Below are 22977 nucleotides of genomic sequence, written 5' to 3'. Positions count from 1 at the left end.
TGTTCAAACACTACAAATCACAAACTCTTACATCAAATAATCGATTTAGGAGGCATTTGTCTATAAATGCGATAAGCTATCTGAGTTATTCAATAGAGTAGGGATTAAAATGAAAAAGCTAATTGGAATATGTTTGATTTTAACTGGGATGATACCCACTATTGTGAATGCCGATTCTCAGCTAGATGTGTTGGAATCAAAAAACATATTTGATATTGAGTATGCCGCGGATTTAACTATTAACCCTGACGGAGATACAATCTATTTTGTCCGTCATTATATGGATATTCAAACTGACCGGAAGCTTGGAAATATTTGGTCAGTTAATACTAAATCTAAAAACATGCTTCCTGTTACCACCGGAGATCATCTCGACTTTAATCCAATTTTATCTCCTGATGGCAACAAGCTGGCTTTTATTTCCACTCGTACTGGAAAACCACAAATTTATATGACGTGGTTAACTACTGGGAAAACCGCAAAGTTAACTAACCTGACTTCTTCGCCCAGCGGATTGAGCTGGTCTCCAGACGGTAAACACATTGCATTTAGCATGTTTGTCGAAGGAAAGCCCAATAATCCTGTTAGTCTCTCAGGAAAGCCTAGCGGAGCTAAATGGGCAGAGTCTGCGGTGTTTATTGACGATGTGTACTATCGATTCGATGGCGGTGGGTATAGCGTCCCTGGAAGCACTGAGTTGTTTGTTTTATCTGCCGATGGAGGTACACCAAGACAACTTACTAACGACAAATTTGATAATAGTGGTAATTTAAGTTGGAGTAAGCAAAGTGATGTTATCTATTTTGCCGCTAACCGTTCAGAAAACCGTGATTTTGCGCCGCTAAACTCTGATATTTTCGCCATTTCAGTGGCAACTGGAGACATTACCCAAATAACCGATAGGGACGGTCCTGATGCTAGTCCTATTGTATCACCCGATGGTAAGTATATAGCTTATATAGGGTTTGATGATAAACGCAAAAATTACGCAAACGCAAATGTCTATGTAAAACAATTGTCTAATGCTGAAACAGTATTCGTATCAGAAGGGTTAGATCGCAGTATCGACGCAATCGCTTGGGATAAAAATGGCCGGAATCTGTATATTCAATATGATGATATGGGTAAAACAGTACTTGCCCTGCAATCGGCAAGAACGGTTGACAAACGCACGATACTTTCTGATAAATTAGGTGGTCAATCGTATGGCCGCCCGTATACAGGTGCTGAATTTGCTGTCAGTGATAGCGGTAAAGTCGCAATTACTTTTTCTAATCCACAAAGACCCGCAGATGTCGGGTTAGTCGAAAAAAATACAACCACACAGCTAACTTATTTAAATGACGACGCTTTAGGCCACAAATCATTAGCTAATATCGAAGAGATCTGGTTTAAATCCAGTGCTGATGGGCAAGATATTCAGGGGTGGATAGCGTATCCGCCAGGATTTGATAAAAGCAAAAAATACCCACTAGTATTGGAAATTCATGGAGGTCCTGTTACAGCTTATGGCCCACACTTTTCTATGGAGATACAATTGTATGCAGCTGCGGGTAATGTAGTCTTATATGTAAATCCACGTGGAAGTTCAAGTTATGGACAAGAGTTTGCACATAGCATCGATAAAAATTATCCGAGCCAAGATTATGATGATTTAATGTCAGGTGTTGATGCAGTTATTGAAAAGGGATTTGTTGATACCCAGCAATTATTTGTTACTGGTGGCTCAGGCGGTGGGACCTTGGCAGCTTGGATTGTCGGACATACTCAAAGATTTGCAGCAGCTGTTGTCGCTAAGCCTGTCATCAATTGGTACAGTTTTGTGTTGACTGCCGATTTTTACCCGTACTTTTACCAGTATTGGTTCAATGGTAAACCATGGGATAATTTAGAAGAGTATATGCGATATTCTCCGATATCGTATGTCGGTAATGTCACTACACCCACCATGTTACTGACAGGGGAGTCTGATCATAGAACGCCTATATCTGAATCTGAGCAATTTTATCAAGCGTTAAAAATTCAAGGTGTTGAAAGCGCAATGGTCAGAATTCCCGGGGCATCACACAGTATTTATCGTAAGCCAAGTAATTTGATGGCTAAAGTGGATTATATTTTATGGTGGTTTGATCAGCATAAACCGAAAAATGAAGGTGATAATTAAGCGCTATGTTGCTATTGATAATTTACGTTGTTATTGCCCTTGGGTTTTCTTTCCTTTGCTCTGTGGCAGAAGCGGTCATATTAAGTATTTCTTCGGCTTATATTTCTGTGTCGATGAATAAAGGTGAAAAGTCAGGGCTGATTTTGCATGATCTTACGGCCGATATTAACAAACCATTAGCCGCGATATTAACGTTAAATACTATCGCTCATACTATGGGAGCGGCAGGCGCCGGCGCGCAAGCTGCGGTGGTATTTGGGGATGCATATCTAGGTGCGGCTTCAGCAATTTTAACCTTATTAATTTTGGTATTCTCCGAGATCATCCCAAAAACGTTGGGGGCAACCTATTGGCGTCAACTTGCGCCAGTGACTGCGTATTTTTTAAAGTATTTAGTTTGGGTACTTTACCCGTTTGTACAAATGGCAAATGCCTTAACCAGTAAATTTACCGAAGAGAGCCCATTAAAAGGGTTAAGTCGCGGGGAATTACACGCGATGACTGAATTGTCGAAACACGAAGGCTTACTGGAACATCAAGAAGCGAATATTTTACAGAGCTTATTGAGTCTGGATAATCTCAAAGTGAGAGATGCCATGACCCACAGAACGGTGGTTTTTAAAGTATCTGAAAATCTCACGGTCGAAACTTTCTACCATAAATATGCCAGTGAAGTTTATTCACGCATACCGGTTTTTGAAGATGATGAGCCTGAAAAGATAAGTGGTTTTGTGCTTAAGTCCGATTTAATACTTGCGCAAGCACGCGGTAATGGAGATAAGCCATTAGCCGCTTATCGTAAAGACATGGTGACATTACTAAGCAGCACCAATCTATCAGAAACCTTTCCATATTTTTTACAGTCTAGATCACATATGCTGCTGGTAGTGGATGAATACGGCGGAATGGAAGGCATATTAACCTTAGAAGATTTGCTTGAAAGTCTTTTAGGTTTTGAAATAGTCGACGAAAAAGATAAACACGTCAGTATGAAAAAAGTCGCCAGACTCATGTGGAAAAGGCGTGAGCGTGAATTGTTCAACCAACAGCAAGAATAATAAAGTAGAGAATATGTCACAGTTGTTAATCTGTAAAAATGTTAGTAAAACCTATCAAGAAAATGAATCTAAAGTACAAGTGCTTGATAATATTAATTTTACTGTTGGTCGTGCAGAACAAATAGCTATTTTAGGAAGCTCGGGCTCTGGAAAAAGTACGTTATTGCATATATTGGGGGCTTTAGATTCTCCAACGTCAGGTAACGTTTTTTTTAAGCAGCAAGATATATTTGCCTTTAACGAAAAGCAGCAGGCTGATTTTCGAAATAAATGTTTAGGTTTTGTATATCAGTTTCACCATCTGTTGCCCGAGTTCAGTGCGTTAGAAAACGTCGCAATGCCATTACTAATCGGCAAAACTAAATCCGATTTAGCTAAACACCGTGCAGAGGAAATTCTTAAACGTGTGGGATTGTCGCATCGATTGAGTCATAAGCCCGCCAAAATGTCTGGAGGTGAACGCCAACGAGCAGCAATAGCTCGCGCACTGGTCACCCAACCTGATTTAGTCTTAGCCGATGAACCAACCGGTAATTTAGACCATAAAACAGGTCAAAGTATTTATCAGTTATTAAATGAATTGCGAGAGCAAATCTCCACCAGCTTTATTGTGGTTACTCACGACATTGAACTTGCTGCCAAGTTAGATAGAACGCTAAATATTACAGATGGGAAGTTGATCGAGCAGGGCACAGTGCTATGAAATTAGTTGCACAACTTGCTTGGCGGTTTCGTTCAGGAAAACGTCAAAATGGTTTTATTTCCTTTATTTCCGCTTCCTCAACTGTAGGCATTGCACTTGGGTGTACTGTGTTAATTTTGCTGCTATCGGTAATGAATGGCTTTGAACGTGAGCTTAAAAATCAGTTGCTGAGTTTTATTCCCCACGGTGAAATTTATGCTTACGAAGGTTCAGGTTTACAAGATTGGCAAACGCATTTAAAAAGATTATCGACAGATTCACGGATCACATCTGTTGAACCCTATGTTAAAGCTTCGGGGCTTTTACAAAAGGGCAATAAAATGAAGGCGATTCCCGAGTTAGTCGGAATTGACCTTAACTATGTCGCTAAAAACAAATTAATTCAAAAAGTGGGTGCAACTGAATGGCAGACCTTTGCCTCTGATGAAGATGCAATATTGTTGGGTCGTTCTATCATGCAACAGCTCGAATTGTCGGTTGGTGACAAAGTACAGTTATTGTTACCTCAAATATCCGATGATTTATCATTTTCAGCTCCTAAAACAGTTTGGCTGAATGTGGCGGGTGAAATCGCAATAGGTGGTGAACTGGACGCACAGATTGGCTTCATGCATATCGCACTTGCTGCTAACACATTAGGCACACAAACTGGCGCGCAAGGCCTACGATTTCGCTTTGAAGATCCGTTTATTGCAAACAGTGCAATGCGTGAGTTTGGCTTTTCTTTTTCACAGCATGTTTTTATGTCTGATTGGACGCGCACACAGGGGCATTTGTACCAGGATATCCAGCTTGTTAGGGCTGTGGTTTACGTTGCTCTGAGCCTTGTTATTGGTGTAGCGTGTTTTAATATTATTTCAACTTTAGTGATGGCCGTTAGTGAAAAAAGAGCTGAAATAGCAATGTTAAAAACGATGGGGGCTAGAGATCGACTCATCATTCAAGTGTTCATTTTACAAGGTGCTGTAAACGGTATAATTGGTACACTGGTCGGCGTGGTATGCGGCGTTTTGTTAGCAGAGAATTTAACTGTGATAGCCTCTTTTATTGAGACTATTAGTGGTGTTAAATTTCTATCGGGAGATGTCTATTTTATTGATTTTCTTCCTTCACAATTGCGTTGGACTGAAGTGATATTCACCGCAGCTATAGCGATTTGTTTGAGCCTATTGGCTACTATTTATCCTGCATTCAAAGCGACAAAAATAAATCCGGCTGAAGCACTGGGACAACATTAACAAGAGAATTGAAAAACAGACAGTTCGTTTGGGTAAACTAAACTGTCTGTTCTTTTTATCACTGACTGGGTTTATCTGAATCGGTGGATTTGAAGTCTTTTAAATCTACGTTTTCGTATGCATCTCCTGCATTTAAATCATAGTAAACTGACTCGTCTAATTCGTTTTCACTTTTAGCTACAACACATGAAACCATACAGTCACCAGTTATATTTACTGCCGTTCTGGTCATATCTAATAATCGATCTACGCCAAGTATTAACGCTACGCCTTCAACTGGTAATCCGACTTGAACCAGTACCATGGATAACATCAGTGTTCCTACACCTGGTACACCCGCTGTTCCTATCGAAGCCAAAGTTGCTGTTAGCACGACCATCAACATATCGGATGTAGAAAGATCTATACCGTATACCTGAGCAATAAACACAGTAGCGACGCCCTGCATAATTGCCGTTCCGTCCATATTGATAGTTGAGCCTAGCGGTACAACAAAGGAAGCAACACTTTTGCCAACGCCTAATTTTTTAGTCGCCGTTTCAAGGGTAACGGGAAGCGTCGCACTGCTACTCGCGGTGCTAAATGCGAAAATAATCGCTTCGCGCATTTTTAAGAACAAAAATTTGGGATTTAAGCCAGTCAAAAGTTTGAGAATAATTGAATAATTGACTAAGAAGTGGAAAATTAGTACCGCAAAAACCAGTACAAAATAAATGGCTAGAGAGGCGATACGTCCTTCATCAATCGTTGTGAATAACTTAGCTAAAAGCGCAAATACACCATAAGGTGCCAAATTCATCAAGATGGTGACGAGCTTCATTATAACGGCGTTGAGGTCTTCAAAAAGTGCGGCGACACGTTTCCCAGCATCGCCTACCATTGCCATCGCTAAACCAAATAGCACAGCAAAAGCGATGACTTGCAGCATTTTACCTTCAGTAAACGCAAGAAACGGGTTGGAAGGAAATATGTCGATAATAACCGCGGCTAGTGTAGGAGCCTCTTTGGCTGCAAATACCGCGTCAGTAGGAATGGGAATGCCAGATCCGGGTTTTACGATTAAAGCGGCAATCATAGCAATGGTGATCGCGATGGCAGTTGTACTAATGTAAAGTAAAACCGATTTACCACCCAAACGGCCCAGTTTGCTCGGTTCAGATAAATTGGCTACTCCGCACACTAAAGACACAAAGACCAAAGGTACAATTAGCATTTTAAGGCTGTTAATAAATATCTGACCAATTACATTAAATATACCATTGACTAAAACGTCATACGTAGAAACTGTCGTACCGAATACACTAAACGCCAAATCTCCGCTATCATCAAATGACCATTTTAATAAGACACCGGTAATTATCCCGGCAACCATGCCGATAAAGATTTTAGCGGTGAGACCAAGTTTTTTTGGGGACTGAGGCATATTTATCCTAAAATTGTTATTGTTTTTGGATAGCGTAGCAAGTTTAGCTCGCCAGCAAAACTATAAAAGTGATTTAGAACGGGTACTTGAATTGAAAAACTTTAATTGTGGGAAAAAAAGCATGGCTTCGCGCTTGAAGATATTGTTCACGGGTTTAATGATTTTGTTAGTAACTGCATGTGGCGGAGGCGGCTCAGTTGAGCGTGATTCGACTGGCACGGGAACAGGTGGCGGTGGGACAACGGTGACTTATGACGTTGCGTTGTCGATTGCTGATCAAGATGGAAACGCAGTTAATCAGCTAACTGCAACCACTCCTTTGGTTGTGACGGCCACAGTGACTAGCGACGGTGGCACAGTGGCTGATCAATTAATTACCTTCAGTTTTAGTCAGGATGGTCTGGCTACATTTGATAACGATACAGGTACCGCTTTAACCAATGCAGACGGAGTCGCGACCATTGGGCTGCTAGTAGGCAATAGTTCTGGGGATGGAATAGTTTCTGGGGCGTTAGATGGCGGAGAACAAGGACAAGTTGGTTTTAGTTCATCAGGTACATCACAATCCGGAGATACCCCCGCTTCATTAGAGCTTTATACCAGTTCAACCCAATTAGCATCTTCAGGCTCAGATGAAATTGAGCTAATTGCAGTCGTTAAGAATGCACAAAATATTTTATTGTCAGGAGTTGAAGTGTCTTTTTCTGCTAATAACGGGGCTGAACTACAAATCACTCAGGGAACTTCGGCTGATGACGGAACGGCAAGAGCGGTTTTAACGAGCCGCAATAATCCAGAGAATCGGGTTATCACTGCCACGGTATCTTCTGGCTTGTTTAGTCAAACCGTGGATATTCAAATTGTTGGTACAGAAGTTAATGTTGATGGACCTTTGTCCGTGGTATTAGGCGATACAATAGATGTGACCGTCAAAGTTGCCGATTCCGATGGTACAGGTTTAGCCAATAGAGTCGTAGAGTTAACTGCATCACAAGGGGATATTGTTTCATCTACCACAACCGATACGGAAGGTCAGGCTACCATTCAATATGTTGCTACTACATCAGGGCAAAACGTGATTACGGCAAGTGCATTGAACGCGCAAGGCACGTTAACATTTACCGTGCAAGAAGATAGTTTTAGTTTTACAACGGTTCCTTCAGAAGATGTCCCACTAGGTACCGATGCAACATTAGAAATCACCTGGCTTAAAGATAATAGCGCTTATGCAGGTGGCCAGGTTACTTTGAGCAGTTCACGCGGCGTTATAGGTTCGCCCACTGCGACCACAGATGCAAACGGTGTTGCCACCTTTACGATTCAATCAAATAATGCTGGTGTTGCGTCCATAACTGCTATAGGAACTGATGATGATGGGGAAACGGTAAGCGCCAGAACGCAATTTGAATTTATTGCTACTGCTCCAAATAGTATTATTGTTGACGCTTCACCTGACTTAATTGGTCCTGATGGGCAAACTTCTACCATTTCAGCTGTTGTGCGTGATGCTAGTGGTAATTTAGTGAAAGGCAAAGTCATTAATTTTAGATTAGATGATGTAAGTGGAGGCTTAATTTCACCTAATTCTGCAACAACTGATAGCAATGGAATAGCGTCTACCGTTTATACTTCAAACGCCGTAAGCAGTGAAGATGCAGTCATTGTTTATGCGGATGTCTCCGACAATACTAGTGTAACTGACTTTACGACATTAACCGTTGGTGATAGAGCCTTTGATATTTCACTTGGTACAGGTAACTTAATTGAATCACCAGATGATTCTAGTTATTCAAAAGAGTTTTCGATATTTGTCAGTGATTCAGTTGGACGACCAGTCGCAAATGTTGCATTAACCGCATCTTTAACACCTGTTAAATACGTAAATGGTGGTGTTTATAGAAAAGGAACGTGGTTCTTTAATACGGATGTTTGGGTTTCAGTTGTATCAGCAACTTGCCCTAATGAGGATATCAATGGAAACGGTATACTTGATGCGGGAGAAGATACTAACGGAGATGGAAAATTGACTCCTGGTATTATTGGAACAGTTAGTTTTGCTGACGGTAACGACGAAACTGATGCGAATGGACAAGCTAAAATTGACGTGCGTTATCCCAGAGCCTTTGGGGCATGGGCGGATACAGAGGTAGCTGTTTTTGGACAATCTTCTGGTAGTGAAGCTTTTGAAAGTCAGTATTATCCTTTATCAGTGGCCGCTTCTGATTTAGAGAATGAATCTTCACCACCACCTAACAGTCCATTCGGTACAGGTTCATCTTGTACTGATACACTGTAAGACTCAATAAAAAGCCCTTGATAAACAAGGGCTTTTTTATTTTTAGTTAGAAAATAGTTAGTTATCGTTGGAAAGGATAAATCGACCCTAAATTTAATATTTGCGTTAATTCATCTAATGCCGTTCTGGTTTCATCTAATAAAACCGCATCTCGTAAATCATCCACACTTAGCTGATCACGATAATGTTTATTTACCCATTTATTAAGTCGCGCAAATACGGCTTCTGACATCAAGGTATGTTGGTTTACTGCTTCGAGTTCGCTTTCAGTCATGGCAACACGTAAACGCAAACACGCTGGGCCACCGCCATTTCGCATACTCTGTTTTACGTCAAAGTAATGAACTTTTTTAATGGGGGTTCCTTGACTAATCAAATCGTTTAAATAGGTAGAAACGATTTCGCTTTCTTGGCATTCAATCGGGGCAATAATCGCCATTTCACCTTCTTTTAAGGTAATTATTTGGGTATTGAATAGATAGGTCTTTACCGCTTCTTGTACAGGAACAGTTTGTGTATCAACACGAATAAAATGTAATTTATGCTCGCCAAATTTAGTTTGAATCTCAGCTAACGCGCTATCGGTATTTAAAAACGCTTGTTCGTGGTAAAAAAGCACATTTTGATTACCCACAGAAATGACATCATTGTGAAATACGCCTTGGTCAATCAGATCTGGATTTTGTTGCACGAATACAGTGGTATCATCACTTAAACCGTGTAAACGAGCGATAGCTTGGCTTGCTTCAAGGGTTTGCCTGGCGGGGAATTTTTTCGGTGCAGGTTTGCTGCTATCAAACGCATACCTACCATACACAAACATTTCAACACCGGCACGCCCATAATCTGTACAAAGACGAGTATGATTGGCAGCGCCTTCATCGCCAAAGTGTTCATTCTCAGGCAAATGCGCGTGGTGTTGGAAAAATTTATCGTTAGCAAACGTGGATTGCAGAATTCGACCCGTTACTTCAGGCTCTAAAGAGCGGTGAAATTTGTTAGTAAGGTTGGCCGGTGTAAAATGAATTCTGCCATCACTGGTATCGGCACTAGGAGATACTGTGGCGGCATTTGCAGTCCACATGCTGCTAGCGGAGCAACACGCTCTAAAAACCTCAGGAGCGCGTTTAGAGGCTTGTTCAAGAACACTTGCATCACTGCCCACAAAGCCCAGACGTCTGAGTGTATCAATATCAGGTCTTGCTTGTGGTGCTAACACACCTTGGGTCATTCCCATATCGTGTAAGGCTTTCATTTTTTGTAGACCTTGCAGTGCAGCTTGTTTTGGACTGCTAAATGCTTTTGCATTACTTAGCGAAGCGACATTACCGAATGAAAGGCCAGCATAGTTATGGGTAGGTCCTACTAAACCGTCAAAATTTACTTCTACTTGTTTCATTCAATTACCTCATCGCAGTTGTAATACACAAAAATTGATACGCAAAGTCTAACTCGTCGAAAATGAATTTTAGAAAAACCTAGCCGAAACGGGTTAGCACTGTTTACTATTGGCAGCGATTATACGTCTTTTAATGTACTTGCCAATCCACCTGTACAAAATGTGAGCTATTTTAGGGCGAGTTGAAAGAAAGAATTTAGATAAGTATTAAGAAGAACTTGTTTTCTATTCACTTTGCCGATATATGTTAAAAAAGCAATATGGGACAGGAAGTTTAACTAAACTCCTTAAAAATGGCGTGAAACCCATATAAATCAAAGGTTAATGAATAATTTATGGCAAAATCACTGGTTATTGTCGAGTCGCCAGCTAAGGCGAAAACAATAAATAAATATCTCGGCAAAAATTTTATTGTTAAATCTAGTGTTGGGCACGTTAGAGATTTACCAACGAAAGCATTAGGTCAAGTTCCGGCTAAAAAACCAGCAAAAGAGCTGAAAGAGTGGAGCGATAAAAAACGCGAAAACTACTTGCGGGAATTTGAATATCAAAAATTAGTGGATCGTATGGGAATTGATCCGCAAAACGATTGGAAGGCCCACTACGATATACTAACGGGTAAAGAAAAAGTCGTTAACGAGCTTAAAAAGCTAGCAAAAGAAGCGGATACCATCTATCTCGCAACGGATTTGGATAGAGAAGGGGAAGCGATTGCCTGGCATTTACAAGAACTGCTCGGTAGTAAAGGCAAAACTTATCAACGAGTGGTATTTAACGAAATCACCAAAAACGCGATTCAAGAAGCGTTTGCAGATCCCGGCCAACTAAATATAGCTCGCGTAAACGCTCAGCAAGCGCGCCGATTCTTAGATCGGGTTGTAGGTTTCATGGTGTCGCCTTTGCTATGGAAAAAAGTCGCCCGTGGGCTATCAGCCGGGCGTGTACAATCTGTTGCTGTGCGATTGGTTGTGGAGCGCGAACGTGAGATTAAAGCCTTTGTTCCTGAAGAATTCTGGGATATTCATGCCGATTTAAATGCCAATCAAGCAGCGCTTCGAATGTTAGTTGCTAAACATTTAGGTAGTGCGTTTAAACCGGTCAATAAAGCGCAGGCGGACACTGCACTGGAGGCACTGAAAAAAGCCGATTACGAGGTAATTAGCCGAGAATCTAAACCGACTCAAAGTAAACCATCAGCGCCATTTATTACATCGACTTTACAACAAGCCGCCAGTACACGTTTGGGCTTTGGAGTGAAGAAAACAATGATGATGGCTCAGCGTTTGTATGAAGCTGGTCACATCACATACATGCGTACCGACTCAACCAATTTGAGTCAGGATGCTGTCAATGCGTGTCGTAGTTACATTGATGATAATTTTGGTGCGAAATACTTGCCAAATAATCCCATTTCTTATGGTAGTAAAGAAGGAGCTCAAGAAGCGCATGAAGCCATTCGACCTTCAAATGTGGTTGTTAAATCTGAATCCTTGACGGAAGTGGAGCGCGATGCACAGCGCTTATACGAATTAATCTGGCGTCAATTTGTTGCGTGTCAGATGGTACCGGCAAAATACGACGCAAGTACTATCAAAGTGAAAGCGGGTGAATACGAATTAGTGGCAAAAGGCCGAGTATTGAAATTTGATGGTTGGACTCGCGTTCAAACACAGGTGAAAGGAAAAGGTGATAACGACCTTAATTTACCAGATGTTAAAGAAGGTCAGAAACTCGATCTTAAAGCACTGGATCCTAAGCAACATTTTACCAAACCGATTGCGCGCTTTAATGAAGCGTCGTTAGTCAAAGAGTTGGAGAAACGGGGTATAGGTCGTCCTTCTACTTATGCCAGTATTATTTCAACCATTCAAGATCGTGGTTATGTAAAACTAGACAATAAACGTTTCTATGCGGAAAAAATGGGTGAAATAGTCAACGATCGATTGGTTGATAATTTTACTGATTTAATCAATTTTGATTTTACTGCGAATATGGAACAGCAGTTGGATGACGTTGCTAACGGTATCCGTGATTGGAAAGACGTCCTTAATGAGTTTTACGAGGATTTTTACCAACGCTTATTAAAAGCAGAATTACCGCCTGAAGAAGGTGGAATGCGTTTAAATCAAGCTATTGAAACGGATGTGGAATGTCATCTTTGTGGTCGTCCCATGAATGTTAGAACGGCTTCGACAGGTGTGTTTTTAGGCTGTTCTGGTTATAACTTACCGCCCAAAGAACGTTGTACGGGAACGAAAAACCTTACTCCTGGTGACGAAGTTATTAAAGTTGATGATGAGGATGAATTAGAGACCGAAGTGCTCAGATCAAAACGTCGTTGCGATATCTGTGGCACGGCAATGGATAGCTACTTGGTCGATGAAACGCGTAAGTTACATGTTTGTGGTAACGCGCCAACTTGTTCTGGAACTCATGTTGAAAAAGGCACCTTTAAAATTAAAGGCTATGATGGTCCGATTATCGAATGTGATAAATGCGGTTCTAACATGGAGCTTAAAAATGGGCGATTTGGTAAATATTTTGGCTGCACAAACGAAGAGTGTAAAAATACCCGCAAGCTATTGAGAAATGGTGAAGCGGCGCCACCAAAAGAAGATCCGGTTGATTTGCCTGAGTTAGAATGTGAAAAGTCGGATGCACATTTTGTACTTAGAGATGGTGCGTCTGGTATTTTTATGGCGGCACACAATTTCCCTAAATCCCGTGAAACACGCGCGCCCATGGTGCATGAGTTAGCTAGGTTTAGAGATAGAATATCACCTAAGTTTTATTATTTAGCTGATGCTCCTGCTAAAGATCCAGATGGAAACCCAACCATGGTCAGGTTTAGTCGTAAAACTAAACAACAATATGTCACATCCGAGAATAAAGAAGGCAAAGCCACTGGCTGGTCAGCTTGGTATCAGGATGGTAAATGGGTAGTAGACGATAAGCGCAAAAAAGGTAAATAATCTAATTTGCATATTTTGTTTAACGGCAGTGATAAACTGCCGTTTTTATTTCTAAGATGAGTACAGAGTATTTTATTATGGCACTGTCACTGCAAGAGCAATTACTAAAAGCCGGTTTAACCGATAAAAACAAAGTTAAGCAGGCTAAAAAAGAAAAGCATAAACAAGTTAAGCAACAACAAAAACACAAAGTAGTCAGCAAAAATGAATCTAAAATTGCGGCTGAAAAAGCACTACAAGCGAAACAAGAAAAAGATCGAAAGTTAAATCAAGAAGCCAAAGCCTTGGCAGAATCAAAAGCCGTCGTTGCGCAAATTAAACAACTAATTGAGTTGAATAAGCAACCCAAAGATAACGGTGATATTCCGTGCAACTTTACCCATAACAATATTATCAAACGCATATATGTTAATCAGCAAACCCGTAATCGCATCAGTCAGGGAAAACTTGCGATTGTTGTTTTGGATGGCATATATGAGATTGTACCTATGCCAGTTGCGGATAAAATCAGTTTACGTGATAAAGACGCAGTTGTTTATCGAGCAGATGCAGCAGAGCAGGCAGAAGCTAAATCTACCAGCACCGCTGAAGAAGACGAATGGTATGCCGATTATGAAATTCCAGATGATCTAGTATGGTAATTTCAAATCAGTCATAAACATATATTCGCAAGGAGTTTGTTAACTTGAAAATCTGGGTAGATGCGGATGCTTGTCCCAATGTAATCAAAGATATCTTATTTAAAGCTGCACAACGAACTGGGGTGGAAATGACCTTAGTCGCCAATCAATTTGTACGGGTTCCAGCAAATAAAAATATTACATCAATTCAGGTTTCATCCGGTTTTGATGTGGCTGATGATGAAATTGTGTCGCGTTGCAACTCAGGTGATTTAGTGATTACAAGTGACATCCCATTGGCAGCTGAAGTAATTGAAAAAGGCTGTAATGCATTAAGTCCAAGGGGTGAGTTAATGGACAAAGAAAATGTGCGTTCGCGTCTTAATATTCGTGATTTTATGGATACCATGCGAGCTAGTGGTGTGAACACCGGGGGGCCCCCGGCGTTAAACCACACTGACCGCCAAAATTTTGCTAATCACTTAGATCGACTGCTAACACAGTTCCATCGCTCTTAAGTTTTGTATTTTAGTTTGTTGGCGTATTTTGTGACCTAGGTTTACGCGGTTTTTTAGGTTTCTTAGGTCTTGGCGCTTTTTTAGGCGGAGGATTGGCCGATGTTTCAGGTAATTTCTCACTTGGTTCAAAACCACTGACTTCAATTCTCGGGATTTTTTCACCGATAACGCGCTCAATATCTTTTAACAGCTTAATGTCTTCTGCAGTTACCAAAGAAATAGCATGTCCTGTTGCGCCAGCTCTCCCAGTACGTCCTATTCGATGTACGTAGTCTTCAGCGACATGGGGTAAATCGTAATTGATAACAAAGGGAAGTTGGTGGATATCTAAGCCTCTTGCAGCGATGTCGGTTGCCACTAGGACTTGAATAGCTGATGATTTAAATTCGGCTAATGCTTTAGTACGTGCGCCTTGGCTTTTATTGCCATGAATAGCGGCAGATACAATGCCACGCGCAGTTAATTGTTTAGCCAGTCGATTTGCGCCATGTTTAGTGCGACTAAACACCAACACCTGATCCATATTTTGCTGTTTGATGATATGTGTAAGTAGTCCTGACTTCTTACTTTTATCTACTGGATGGATACATTGTTCAACTTTGTCTGCAGTTTTGTTGGCTGGCGCAACAGAAATCTCTACTGGGTTATTGACAATACTTTTAGCCAGTTCTCTTATTTGCGTCGAAAATGTTGCAGAAAATAATAGATTTTGGCGACTGTTAGGTAGTAATTTGATTATACGCTTTATATCGTGAATAAAGCCCATATCCAGCATTCGATCTGCTTCATCCAGCACTAATATTTGTAAGTTATCAAATTTCACTGCTTTTTGATTATATAAATCTAATAAACGTCCCGGTGTGGCCACCAAAATGTCGACGCCTTTTCTAAGTGCCATCATTTGCGGATTTATACTAACGCCGCCGAACACAACTGTGTGCCTAATGTTCAGGTTTTTACTATAGGCTTTTACATTTTCAGAAATTTGCGCTGCTAATTCGCGGGTAGGGGTTAATACTAAGGCATTAACCTGATTCCCTTTAGGGCGAGGGTGGTGACTCAGTTTTTCTAATATGGGTAAAACAAAACCGGCTGTTTTGCCTGTGCCAGTTTGGGCCGCTGCCATAACATCTTGATTATCAAGAATGGCAGGGATCGCCTGAGCTTGTATTGGTGTCGGCTCATTGTAGCCTTTTTCGATAAGGGCATTAGCAATGTTTTGGCCTAAACCAAGGGAATTAAAGGTCATTAATGTTTCTCTTATAATTAAGTACGGATAATATTTTCGTTGTAATCACAAACAATGCTGAAACTGTGAAAATACAAATAATGTGAGCCTATGTTGCGATCTGCTTCAAAACTCTGCGATACAACGGCTAAAAAGGCAGGGAGATGCGCTCATTAAAGAGCGCATCTTGAAGAGATTTTATAGAATATCTACTAAAGCAGTAGCAAGTGCATCAACATTTTTTAAGCTGATTCCAGCAATATTCACACGACTAGAATCCACAAAATATACACTATGTTTATTTCGGATCGCTTGGACCTGTTCTGGGCTGATACAAAGATATGAAAACATACCTTTTTGCTGGGTAATAAAACTAAAATCTTTATTTGCGCCTTTTTCAGCGAGTTTAGCTGCTAGTAGTTGACGCAATGATTGCATGCGCAATCGCATTGCTTCAACTTCATTTTGCCATTCTAGTTTCAATTCTGGATCAGTTAAAACGATATCAACTAACGCACCACCATACGACGGTGGCATTGAATAAATACCTCTGGCAATTGACTGAATCTGACTTTGCATACTTTGTCTAACCGTATTGCTATTAGTCACCGCAACAGCTAAACCTACACGCTCGCGATACAATCCAAAATTCTTAGAACAAGACGCTGCAATAATTACTTCTGGCAGGTTTTCAGTTAATAAACGTACGCCATATGCATCTTCTTCCAGACCATCACCAAAGCCTTGATATGCCACGTCAACAAACGGAAGGAAACCTTGTTGTTGTGCAATTTCTAGTACGGCTTGCCATTGTTGCTTGCTTAAATCACCACCTGTAGGGTTATGACAGCATCCATGTAGCAATACGACATCACCTTTTTTAACTTGCTTAAGACAATCCGCCATTTCATCGAATTTAATACTTGCAGTGGCTTTATCAAAATAAGGATAGGTTTCTATTTTAAGGCCCGCATTACCAATTAAAGGAATATGGTTTGCCCATGTCGGATCACTCACCCAAACAGTGGTATCCGGGTTACAGCGTTTTAATAATTCAGCTAGTACACGCAATGCACCACATCCACCAGGTGCTTGCACTGCTGCCACTCTATCTTCAATTAGGGCAGGGTGACCTTTACCTAATAATAATTGCAACATACCATCGATGTAACCTTGTACACCTTGAGGGGTAATGTAGGTTTTTGATTTTTCTTGAGCCAATAGGATGTTCTGTGCTTTTGCGATAGAACTGAGAATAGGCGTATTACCATCTTCATCTTTATAAACCCCAACACCAAGATCAATTTTATTTGGATTAGGATCTTCACGATATGCGGCAGATAAACCTAAAATCGGATCGGCGGGTAATTTGGGTAACACTTCTAACACAGCAATTCCTCAATTAATAACAGGCAAAAAAGAAGCCGCTATTATGCCAGTAATCAGCGAGATTTCGAGTAATAAATAAGCTTATTAGAGGTAAAAGTTAAAACTACGCTGTTGTCGATTAATTCCTTGATTATCAAACGTATGTTCCAACCAAGTTACATGCTTGTTTTTGTTCACTAATAATAGCGTTGAAGAACGCGTTCCGTAATCCGGGGATTGTATGAAAATAGAAGAAAGCTTACGTTCCCAATCAATTGGCACCCCGGTTTTTGGCAATAATTCGTCACGTGCCTGGGTTTGATCAAGAAGTATTGCGAATAATTTATCGGTATTCAGCGCTTGCGCCTGTTGGCAATGCTCTTTTAACTTATTCACACCTTGATTAATTTTAGGCCACGGACTGTCTAAATCGGCGTTCGACAAGCCATACACCCCAGCGGTTAATTTAGCGAGTTTATCAGTGTGATTATTGTAAACCCAAAGATTGTTCCACTGACCAAACATGAGGTTGTAACCATTATATTGGTGTTTACTTTCTTGAAGTTTGGCTAAATACGATAACTGAGAATCTTGATTTGTTAAGAATTCACTTACCAGATAACCTCTTGAGGTGGCGTTAGTTAATATTTTTTGTGGATCGCGGACATTGGTTAGCGCACACAGACGGCCATTTTTATTCATACCCATCCATGTGCCGCCAGCCTCAAGATCTCTACCAGCAAGCACTTGCTCGTTATCATCCCAAAATTTTGATTGGGCTGTTTCGCGCTGATAGAACTCATCGCGATTGGCAGCAATAATTAAAGGATAATCTGGATGCTGTTCAACGGCGATGAAAAGAATACACATTACCTATTGATTACCTTCTTCAACGTCATGTTTTAAATCTTCGATTAATCCTTCAGAACGTTCAACAAATTTCTCTGTGCTTTCTGGTGAGGTCACTCTAAAAGCAGGTGTCAGTATTTTTGAAGAATAACGTGGAGACTGACTGAATTTTTGCGTGTTGAAGACGTGAGGCGCTAAAATATATATCGCAATTAATGCTGTACCAGCAATGCTGATTGAATTTCTCATACGCTTTGACTGGTGGAATGCAATAAATAAGGTGAACCACAAAAAGGTAAAAAATAATGCACCTTTGATTAATAAAATGAACCAATAAACAAATTGCACAGAACTTAAATTGAACTGCAACATAGCCTGCAAGTAATTTAATAACTCATGACTGATAAGAAACAGCCAAAGTAAATTAAACTGACTCACAATGTGCGCGTCTTTCTTGGCTAAAATAGACAGAAGTGCAAAGGAGAAAGGCCAGATACAAGCCGCTGCCGTGACCCCTAAGCTTACTTTCATGACTTGCGATACATTTACTTCAACGATGCTATTAAAGTAAAAATTAGCTGAAATTAACGCGATAAAGATCATGGCAAAAAGTACACAAAGCCGACGCATTGATAACCATTCCATCTTCTCTTCTAGTTTACTTAGCACTATCGCGGGCGCTACCGCCTGTTTATGTCTGAAAATGCGTAATCGTGTACGACCGATGGTGATAATATCATCGTATCCAATTAACGCATTTGTTCCAGATTTACCATTAACCTTAACCCCATTCAACGACTCTACATCTGCCAAAACCAGCGCTTTTGTATCTTCGTCGGCGCGAATATTAATATGGTGCGGACAAATATAGGGGTCATCTATGCGGATATCATTGTCATAGGCACGTCCAATAGAAATTTGTGCTTTATCAAAAACTTGATGATTTAAGACCTTGCCGTTTCTCGACAGTACTTCAACGACTATTGCCATGACATGGAATCCATAAATTGTTTTGAAAATTGTTTCATCGAATCTGCACTTACACCTGCTAAAGTAAAGTGGCTGATTAAACTTCCATCCGCATAATCATTGCTGGCCGAAATAAATAAAACGTCGTAAAGGTCGTTAAAATCTTTATATGCGCGTGCACATAAAATACTTTTTTGAGTTAACTCTTGTTGATTACTGACAATGTCTTGTTGACAGCGATAATTTGTCACGTCATTTTTGCCAGCTAGATTTCCTGGTCGAGTAAAGGCGATTTTTTGACTAAGAAAGTTGTGAAACTGAAACGTATTTAGTTCTTCACTTGTTAACCATTCAAATTCAATTTCAATTTCGCCAGTTTGAAGTCTGGCATTTAAGAATACAGCTTCACCGATGCGGCATCTATTTGAAACAGACAAAAACTTCACATCTTTTTCACTAGCATTAGAACCACCCCAGCACGAAATAAAGTCGGATATTTTCTCCGGAACACGGGCCTTACCTAGTTGGGAATATGTCCAAGGGGATGAAAGAATCTCAGAGATCATTTTATTTTGGTTTGCTTGCAATTGTTGTTGAATATGTGTTTTGTAATCTTCAACTTTAATTTGTTGTTGAGATTCAAATAACGCTTTAACTTTGGGGAGCGGAATTAGAAATCCGATTTGATTGCCTGCCGTTGCAACGTTAACGCCGACAATTTGCCCAAGTCCGTTAACCGCAGGTCCGCCACTCATGCCTGGGTTAATTGATCCAGTAAAGTGGATTCGTTGGTAAAAGCTATTCTTTTTTAATCCATTATAAGTACCAGGAACCACTATCATGCCTAAATCGTGAGGATTACCCAATGAGTAAATATTTGAACCTTGTAAGGGTAAGCTTTCTGCTAAATTAAACGGTAAACCACTGGTTTGTTCAGGGTCTATTTGCAGTAAAGATAGATCGTTTATAACGTCGAAATTTTTAAGCTTCAAACTTCCTGTGTTTCCACTGGCATCCATATATTGCATCCGGAATTTATCCGGAAAATATACAAAATCTGATATGACATGATAGTTAGAAATAATATCGCCGCTGTCACTCACTCTAAAACCTGAACCGATAGAAGATTTATTTCCTGATTCTTTATCAATCATTTGAATTTGATACAGTGAATTACGATACTGGCTGAAAAGGTTTTGAGCCGTTTGCTGGCTAAACACTTGTTGGCTAATTAACAAGGTTAATAATAAAATAATTCTTGGCACTAAAAATCCCATTTAATTACTGAGGATGGTTATTCGGAATTAGCTTAATTCCAGTTAATAACTTACATCAATTTACGTCATGTTTTTGATATAAAGGATTGGGGCATGAACCCTGTTTTCTCACATGTTCATAATTTTTTAAATTATGTTGGAACTGATTTATAACATGTTTCAGATCGGAATGTATGAGAACGAGCATCTTAACAATTTATCAGTGTATAATAAGGTCATATGACAAAAAATAACATTCTAATTATTTCTTTTACATGCCAGAAACATTAAAAAACCTGAAAATTTCTGCAAATATTCCCAGATTGGGTAATCGTTTTAGCCAATGGCTGGGCAAAACTGTATTAACACTGCTTGGTTGGAAATTTGAAGGCCAATTTCCTAGTCACAGTAAAATGGTGATAACCGTCGCACCGCACACATCAAATTGGGATTTTGTCATCGGTCTAGCGGTTGTTTTCGCATTGAGGTTAAAAATTTCTTTCTTCGGAAAACATAGTATTTTTATTCCACCGTTCAGAGCCTTGTTGGTTAGATGGGGGGGCATTCCTATTGAGCGTTCTCGATCCCATGGTGTGGTAAATCAAATGATTGATAAGATTAAAGATACGGATAAAATGCTTCTGGCTGTAGCTCCAGAAGGAACTCGGAGTAAAATATTTCCATGGAAGAGTGGGTTTTTACATATTGCTCAACAGGCAAATGTACCTGTATTTCTAGTTGGTTTAGACTATCAACAAAAATCCATTGTTTTAGGCCCCGTTTTTCAACCCTCTGAGGATATCTCTTTAGAAATGCTAAAAATCTATAAATTCTATGCTAAAGTGCACGCAAAATTTCCTGCCCAGGTAGCCTTTCCCGCGGAGACTTCGATTGAAAAATAAAGGTTTTACAACACGACTGGTTCACGCTGACCGAAGATTAAATAAGCCTCAAGATGGTGCTGTTCATTTTCCTACGAGTAATTCTGTGCTGTTCGAATACGAAGACGTAAACGATTTGGTAGAGGTATTTCAGGGAAAAAAATTAGGACACGTTTATTCCCGTTCCTCGTCATCGTCTAATGCGGCGCTACAGAATATTTTAGCGGATATTGAAGGCGGTATTGCGGCTGTGACTTTTGCAACAGGAATGGCTGCTATTTCGTCCATGTTACTAGCATTGCTAAAACATAATGACCATATCATTGTCAGTCAGTTTCTGTTTGGCAATACCAGCAGCTTAATGGCAACTTTATCTGATTTGGGAATTCGTGTCAGTTATGTAGATACCACAGATATTAGTGCTGTAGAGCGAGAAGTGAATAACGACACTAAACTCGTATTTACAGAAACCATTGCTAATCCAGTCACACAAGTTGCAGACTTAGCAGCATTGGGTGAGTTGTGTGAAGCAAATAAATTGTTGTTTATTATTGACAACACAATGACTCCCGGTTTTATCTTTGATGCCAAGGCTGTCAAAGCGTCTCTTACGGTGAGTTCATTAACCAAGTACATTGCAGGCCATGGTAGTGTTTTAGGTGGAGCTGTTGTTGATACGGGTTTGTTCGACTGGTCTGAATATGCAAATATTTTTGAACTCTACCGCGTTGGCGATCCGGTTAATTGGGGAATGACGCAAATACGTAAAAAAGGATTGCGTGATCTTGGCGCAACATTATCTCCTGATTCAGCTCATCAAATATCGTTGGGTCTGGAAACCATGGCGTTGCGAATCGAAAAAACGTGCAATAATGCACTCCGATTAGCCACCTATTTACAAGGCCATAGTAAAGTCGAAAACGTATATTATCCTGGCCTTGCAGACCATCCTCAACACTATATAGCAAGAGAACTTTTTGCAGGCAATTATGGTGGCGTTTTCAGTATGGATTTAGCGCCAGGACTAGATGTTCATAAATTTCTTAACTTGCTAGAAACAGTCATAATCGCGACTCACTTGGGTGACACACGAACGCTGTGTTTACCTGTAGCTTCGACTATATTTTACGAAAATGGACCACAGCAACGTGAAAAAATGGGAATCAACGACAATATGATTCGATTCTCGGTAGGAATCGAAGATATTGATGATATTGTTGCCGACTTTGAGCAGGCATTTGCTAAAATTTAAATTTATCTAGATTAATAATCTTTAAATTTCAAATGGTTAGGTTGAGAGGGTAAATTAATTTAAAAAAAGTGAAAAAAGTTGTGAACTAAAGTTTTTTTAAATTGACTAACAAATAGTTGTAAAGATGTTTTATTGCTAAAACAGTAAAACATTTCATTGTGTGTTCCAAGTGATGTGTGTTTATTGCCCCGTTTATCGGGGCTTTTTTTGACTTGCGGAAAGTTTAAGTTAGAGATTGATGGTGCTTTCAACGTCTTTCACGAATGCTTTATCCCTAGGTTTAGTCGATGATTTATACGCTTTAACTACAGCGCCATTCTTATCTACCAAATACTTATAGAAATTCCAACCTGGCTCCATACCACTTTGTTTGGCTAGTTTACGAAAAAGCGGATCGGCATTTTCACCTTTGACGTGAGTAACTTCAAACATTGGAAATTGGACACCATAGGTAAGCTCGCACAATTCAGCTGTTTTACTTTCGTCATCGAATTCCTGTTTAAAATCGTGAGATGGAAAACCCAACACTACCAATCCTTGATCCTTGTATTCGCTATACAGGGTTTCTAATCCTTCAAATTGAGGGGTATAACCACATTTACTGGCGGTGTTTACTATCAATAGCGTTTTACCTTTGTATTCGCTACACATATTCACAGTCTCTTGAGAGTTCAATTTCCGTTTCATAAATTTCAAGATATCTGGACATTCATTTGCTGAAGCAAAGAATGGGGTAAACATCAGTGCACACAATATTATTCGTTTTTTCATGGTTACTCCGAA

Annotated in this window: 18 protein-coding genes; 10 read left to right on the top strand and 8 right to left on the bottom strand. The window is 40.1% G+C overall.

Annotation, left to right across the window (positions count from 1 at the left end; translation table 11 throughout):
* Nucleotides 1–109 precede the first annotated feature (109 nt).
* The 4 genes from GLIP_RS11010 to GLIP_RS10995 are packed head-to-tail and all read left to right on the top strand — an operon-like array spanning nucleotide 110 to nucleotide 5163.
* Entirely contained in the window at nucleotides 110–2164 is a 2055-nt protein-coding gene (locus GLIP_RS11010; protein ID WP_008844710.1) for a S9 family peptidase, read from the top strand.
* 5 nt (nucleotides 2165–2169) lie between these two features.
* Nucleotides 2170–3222: a CNNM domain-containing protein gene (locus tag GLIP_RS11005; RefSeq protein ID WP_008844709.1), complete on the top strand. Its 1053-nt coding sequence runs from the start codon at nucleotides 2170–2172 to the stop codon at nucleotides 3220–3222.
* A 13-nt stretch (nucleotides 3223–3235) separates the two neighbouring features.
* Nucleotides 3236–3925 (top strand): lipoprotein-releasing ABC transporter ATP-binding protein LolD, encoded by a 690-nt coding sequence (lolD, locus tag GLIP_RS11000; RefSeq protein ID WP_008844708.1) that lies wholly within the window; start codon nucleotides 3236–3238, stop codon nucleotides 3923–3925.
* Nucleotides 3922–5163, top strand: a complete 1242-nt coding sequence (locus tag GLIP_RS10995; RefSeq protein ID WP_008844707.1) for a lipoprotein-releasing ABC transporter permease subunit — start codon at nucleotides 3922–3924, stop codon at nucleotides 5161–5163. Before lolD ends, GLIP_RS10995 begins: the two co-directional genes overlap by 4 nt.
* 58 nt (nucleotides 5164–5221) lie before the next feature.
* On the opposite strand, the gene GLIP_RS10990 is transcribed toward GLIP_RS10995, so the two are convergent.
* On the bottom strand, nucleotides 5222–6586 hold the full coding sequence (locus GLIP_RS10990) for a dicarboxylate/amino acid:cation symporter (RefSeq protein WP_008844706.1): 1365 nt from the start codon (nucleotides 6584–6586) through the stop codon (nucleotides 5222–5224).
* Nucleotides 6587–6707: 121 nt separating this feature from the next.
* Between GLIP_RS10990 and GLIP_RS10985 the strand changes: the two genes are divergently transcribed.
* On the top strand, nucleotides 6708–8882 hold the full coding sequence (locus tag GLIP_RS10985) for a beta strand repeat-containing protein (protein ID WP_040522692.1): 2175 nt from the start codon (nucleotides 6708–6710) through the stop codon (nucleotides 8880–8882).
* Between the two features lie 61 nt (nucleotides 8883–8943).
* Here the strand turns inward: GLIP_RS10985 and astB are convergent, their stop codons facing one another.
* Nucleotides 8944–10281 carry an N-succinylarginine dihydrolase gene (gene astB / locus GLIP_RS10980; protein ID WP_008844704.1) on the bottom strand — a complete coding sequence of 446 codons (1338 nt, stop codon included), beginning with the start codon at nucleotides 10279–10281 and terminating at the stop codon, nucleotides 8944–8946.
* Between the two features lie 335 nt (nucleotides 10282–10616).
* Between astB and topA the strand changes: the two genes are divergently transcribed.
* The 3 genes from topA to GLIP_RS10965 all read left to right on the top strand — a co-directional run bounded on the left by topA (nucleotide 10617) and on the right by GLIP_RS10965 (nucleotide 14391).
* On the top strand, nucleotides 10617–13253 hold the full coding sequence (gene topA / locus GLIP_RS10975) for a type I DNA topoisomerase (protein ID WP_008844703.1): 2637 nt from the start codon (nucleotides 10617–10619) through the stop codon (nucleotides 13251–13253).
* A 77-nt stretch (nucleotides 13254–13330) separates the two neighbouring features.
* On the top strand, nucleotides 13331–13894 hold the full coding sequence (locus GLIP_RS10970) for a DUF2058 domain-containing protein (RefSeq protein ID WP_008844702.1): 564 nt from the start codon (nucleotides 13331–13333) through the stop codon (nucleotides 13892–13894).
* Nucleotides 13895–13938: 44 nt separating this feature from the next.
* The gene (locus GLIP_RS10965) at nucleotides 13939–14391 is read left to right on the top strand and encodes a YaiI/YqxD family protein (RefSeq protein ID WP_008844701.1); all 453 of its coding nucleotides are present in this window, start codon (nucleotides 13939–13941) and stop codon (nucleotides 14389–14391) included.
* A gap of 10 nt (nucleotides 14392–14401) precedes the next feature.
* Here GLIP_RS10965 and GLIP_RS10960 read toward each other — a convergent pair whose 3' ends face one another.
* The 5 genes from GLIP_RS10960 to GLIP_RS10940 form a co-directional block, all read right to left on the bottom strand.
* Nucleotides 14402–15640, bottom strand: coding sequence for a DEAD/DEAH box helicase (locus tag GLIP_RS10960; RefSeq protein ID WP_008844700.1), 1239 nt, complete (start codon nucleotides 15638–15640; stop codon nucleotides 14402–14404).
* Nucleotides 15641–15817: 177 nt separating this feature from the next.
* Complete coding sequence (locus GLIP_RS10955; protein ID WP_008844699.1) at nucleotides 15818–17008, bottom strand: amino acid aminotransferase; 1191 nt, start codon at nucleotides 17006–17008, stop codon at nucleotides 15818–15820.
* Between the two features lie 84 nt (nucleotides 17009–17092).
* Nucleotides 17093–17857, bottom strand: a complete 765-nt coding sequence (locus tag GLIP_RS10950; protein WP_008844698.1) for an NRDE family protein — start codon at nucleotides 17855–17857, stop codon at nucleotides 17093–17095.
* A gap of 3 nt (nucleotides 17858–17860) precedes the next feature.
* Nucleotides 17861–18826: an FHA domain-containing protein gene (locus tag GLIP_RS10945; RefSeq protein ID WP_008844697.1), complete on the bottom strand. Its 966-nt coding sequence runs from the start codon at nucleotides 18824–18826 to the stop codon at nucleotides 17861–17863.
* Nucleotides 18817–20070, bottom strand: a complete 1254-nt coding sequence (locus tag GLIP_RS10940) for a S1 family peptidase (protein WP_226992211.1) — start codon at nucleotides 20068–20070, stop codon at nucleotides 18817–18819. Before GLIP_RS10940 ends, GLIP_RS10945 begins: the two co-directional genes overlap by 10 nt.
* A gap of 266 nt (nucleotides 20071–20336) precedes the next feature.
* Here GLIP_RS10940 and GLIP_RS10935 point away from each other — a divergent pair, with 266 nt between their 5' ends.
* Complete coding sequence (locus GLIP_RS10935; RefSeq protein ID WP_008844695.1) at nucleotides 20337–20963, top strand: lysophospholipid acyltransferase family protein; 627 nt, start codon at nucleotides 20337–20339, stop codon at nucleotides 20961–20963.
* Entirely contained in the window at nucleotides 20953–22194 is a 1242-nt protein-coding gene (locus GLIP_RS10930) for a cystathionine gamma-synthase family protein (RefSeq protein ID WP_008844694.1), read from the top strand. The genes GLIP_RS10935 and GLIP_RS10930 overlap by 11 nt, the downstream gene beginning before the upstream one ends.
* Nucleotides 22195–22422: 228 nt before the next feature.
* On the opposite strand, the gene GLIP_RS10925 is transcribed toward GLIP_RS10930, so the two are convergent.
* Complete coding sequence (locus GLIP_RS10925; protein ID WP_008844693.1) at nucleotides 22423–22965, bottom strand: glutathione peroxidase; 543 nt, start codon at nucleotides 22963–22965, stop codon at nucleotides 22423–22425.
* Between the last annotated feature and the right edge of the window lie 12 nt (nucleotides 22966–22977).

The sequence above is a fragment of the Aliiglaciecola lipolytica E3 genome (assembly GCF_000314975.1).
GTDB classification, from domain to species: domain Bacteria; phylum Pseudomonadota; class Gammaproteobacteria; order Enterobacterales; family Alteromonadaceae; genus Aliiglaciecola; species Aliiglaciecola lipolytica.
This window is presented reverse-complemented; position numbering and strand designations above follow the sequence as displayed.

What these genes read in the sequence shown, in the direction of transcription:
- GLIP_RS10950 (WP_008844698.1), bottom strand. Translation starts at nt 17,857, where the DNA reads ATGTGTATTCTTTTCATCGCCGTTGAACAGCATCCAGATTATCCTTTA.
- GLIP_RS10985 (WP_040522692.1), top strand. Translation starts at nt 6,708, where the DNA reads ATGGCTTCGCGCTTGAAGATATTGTTCACGGGTTTAATGATTTTGTTA.
- GLIP_RS10995 (WP_008844707.1), top strand. Translation starts at nt 3,922, where the DNA reads ATGAAATTAGTTGCACAACTTGCTTGGCGGTTTCGTTCAGGAAAACGT.
- GLIP_RS11005 (WP_008844709.1), top strand. Translation starts at nt 2,170, where the DNA reads ATGTTGCTATTGATAATTTACGTTGTTATTGCCCTTGGGTTTTCTTTC.
- GLIP_RS10970 (WP_008844702.1), top strand. Translation starts at nt 13,331, where the DNA reads ATGGCACTGTCACTGCAAGAGCAATTACTAAAAGCCGGTTTAACCGAT.
- GLIP_RS10960 (WP_008844700.1), bottom strand. Translation starts at nt 15,640, where the DNA reads ATGACCTTTAATTCCCTTGGTTTAGGCCAAAACATTGCTAATGCCCTT.
- lolD (WP_008844708.1), top strand. Translation starts at nt 3,236, where the DNA reads ATGTCACAGTTGTTAATCTGTAAAAATGTTAGTAAAACCTATCAAGAA.
- astB (WP_008844704.1), bottom strand. Translation starts at nt 10,281, where the DNA reads ATGAAACAAGTAGAAGTAAATTTTGACGGTTTAGTAGGACCTACCCAT.
- GLIP_RS10935 (WP_008844695.1), top strand. Translation starts at nt 20,337, where the DNA reads ATGCCAGAAACATTAAAAAACCTGAAAATTTCTGCAAATATTCCCAGA.
- topA (WP_008844703.1), top strand. Translation starts at nt 10,617, where the DNA reads ATGGCAAAATCACTGGTTATTGTCGAGTCGCCAGCTAAGGCGAAAACA.
- GLIP_RS11010 (WP_008844710.1), top strand. Translation starts at nt 110, where the DNA reads ATGAAAAAGCTAATTGGAATATGTTTGATTTTAACTGGGATGATACCC.
- GLIP_RS10925 (WP_008844693.1), bottom strand. Translation starts at nt 22,965, where the DNA reads ATGAAAAAACGAATAATATTGTGTGCACTGATGTTTACCCCATTCTTT.
- GLIP_RS10990 (WP_008844706.1), bottom strand. Translation starts at nt 6,586, where the DNA reads ATGCCTCAGTCCCCAAAAAAACTTGGTCTCACCGCTAAAATCTTTATC.
- GLIP_RS10945 (WP_008844697.1), bottom strand. Translation starts at nt 18,826, where the DNA reads ATGGCAATAGTCGTTGAAGTACTGTCGAGAAACGGCAAGGTCTTAAAT.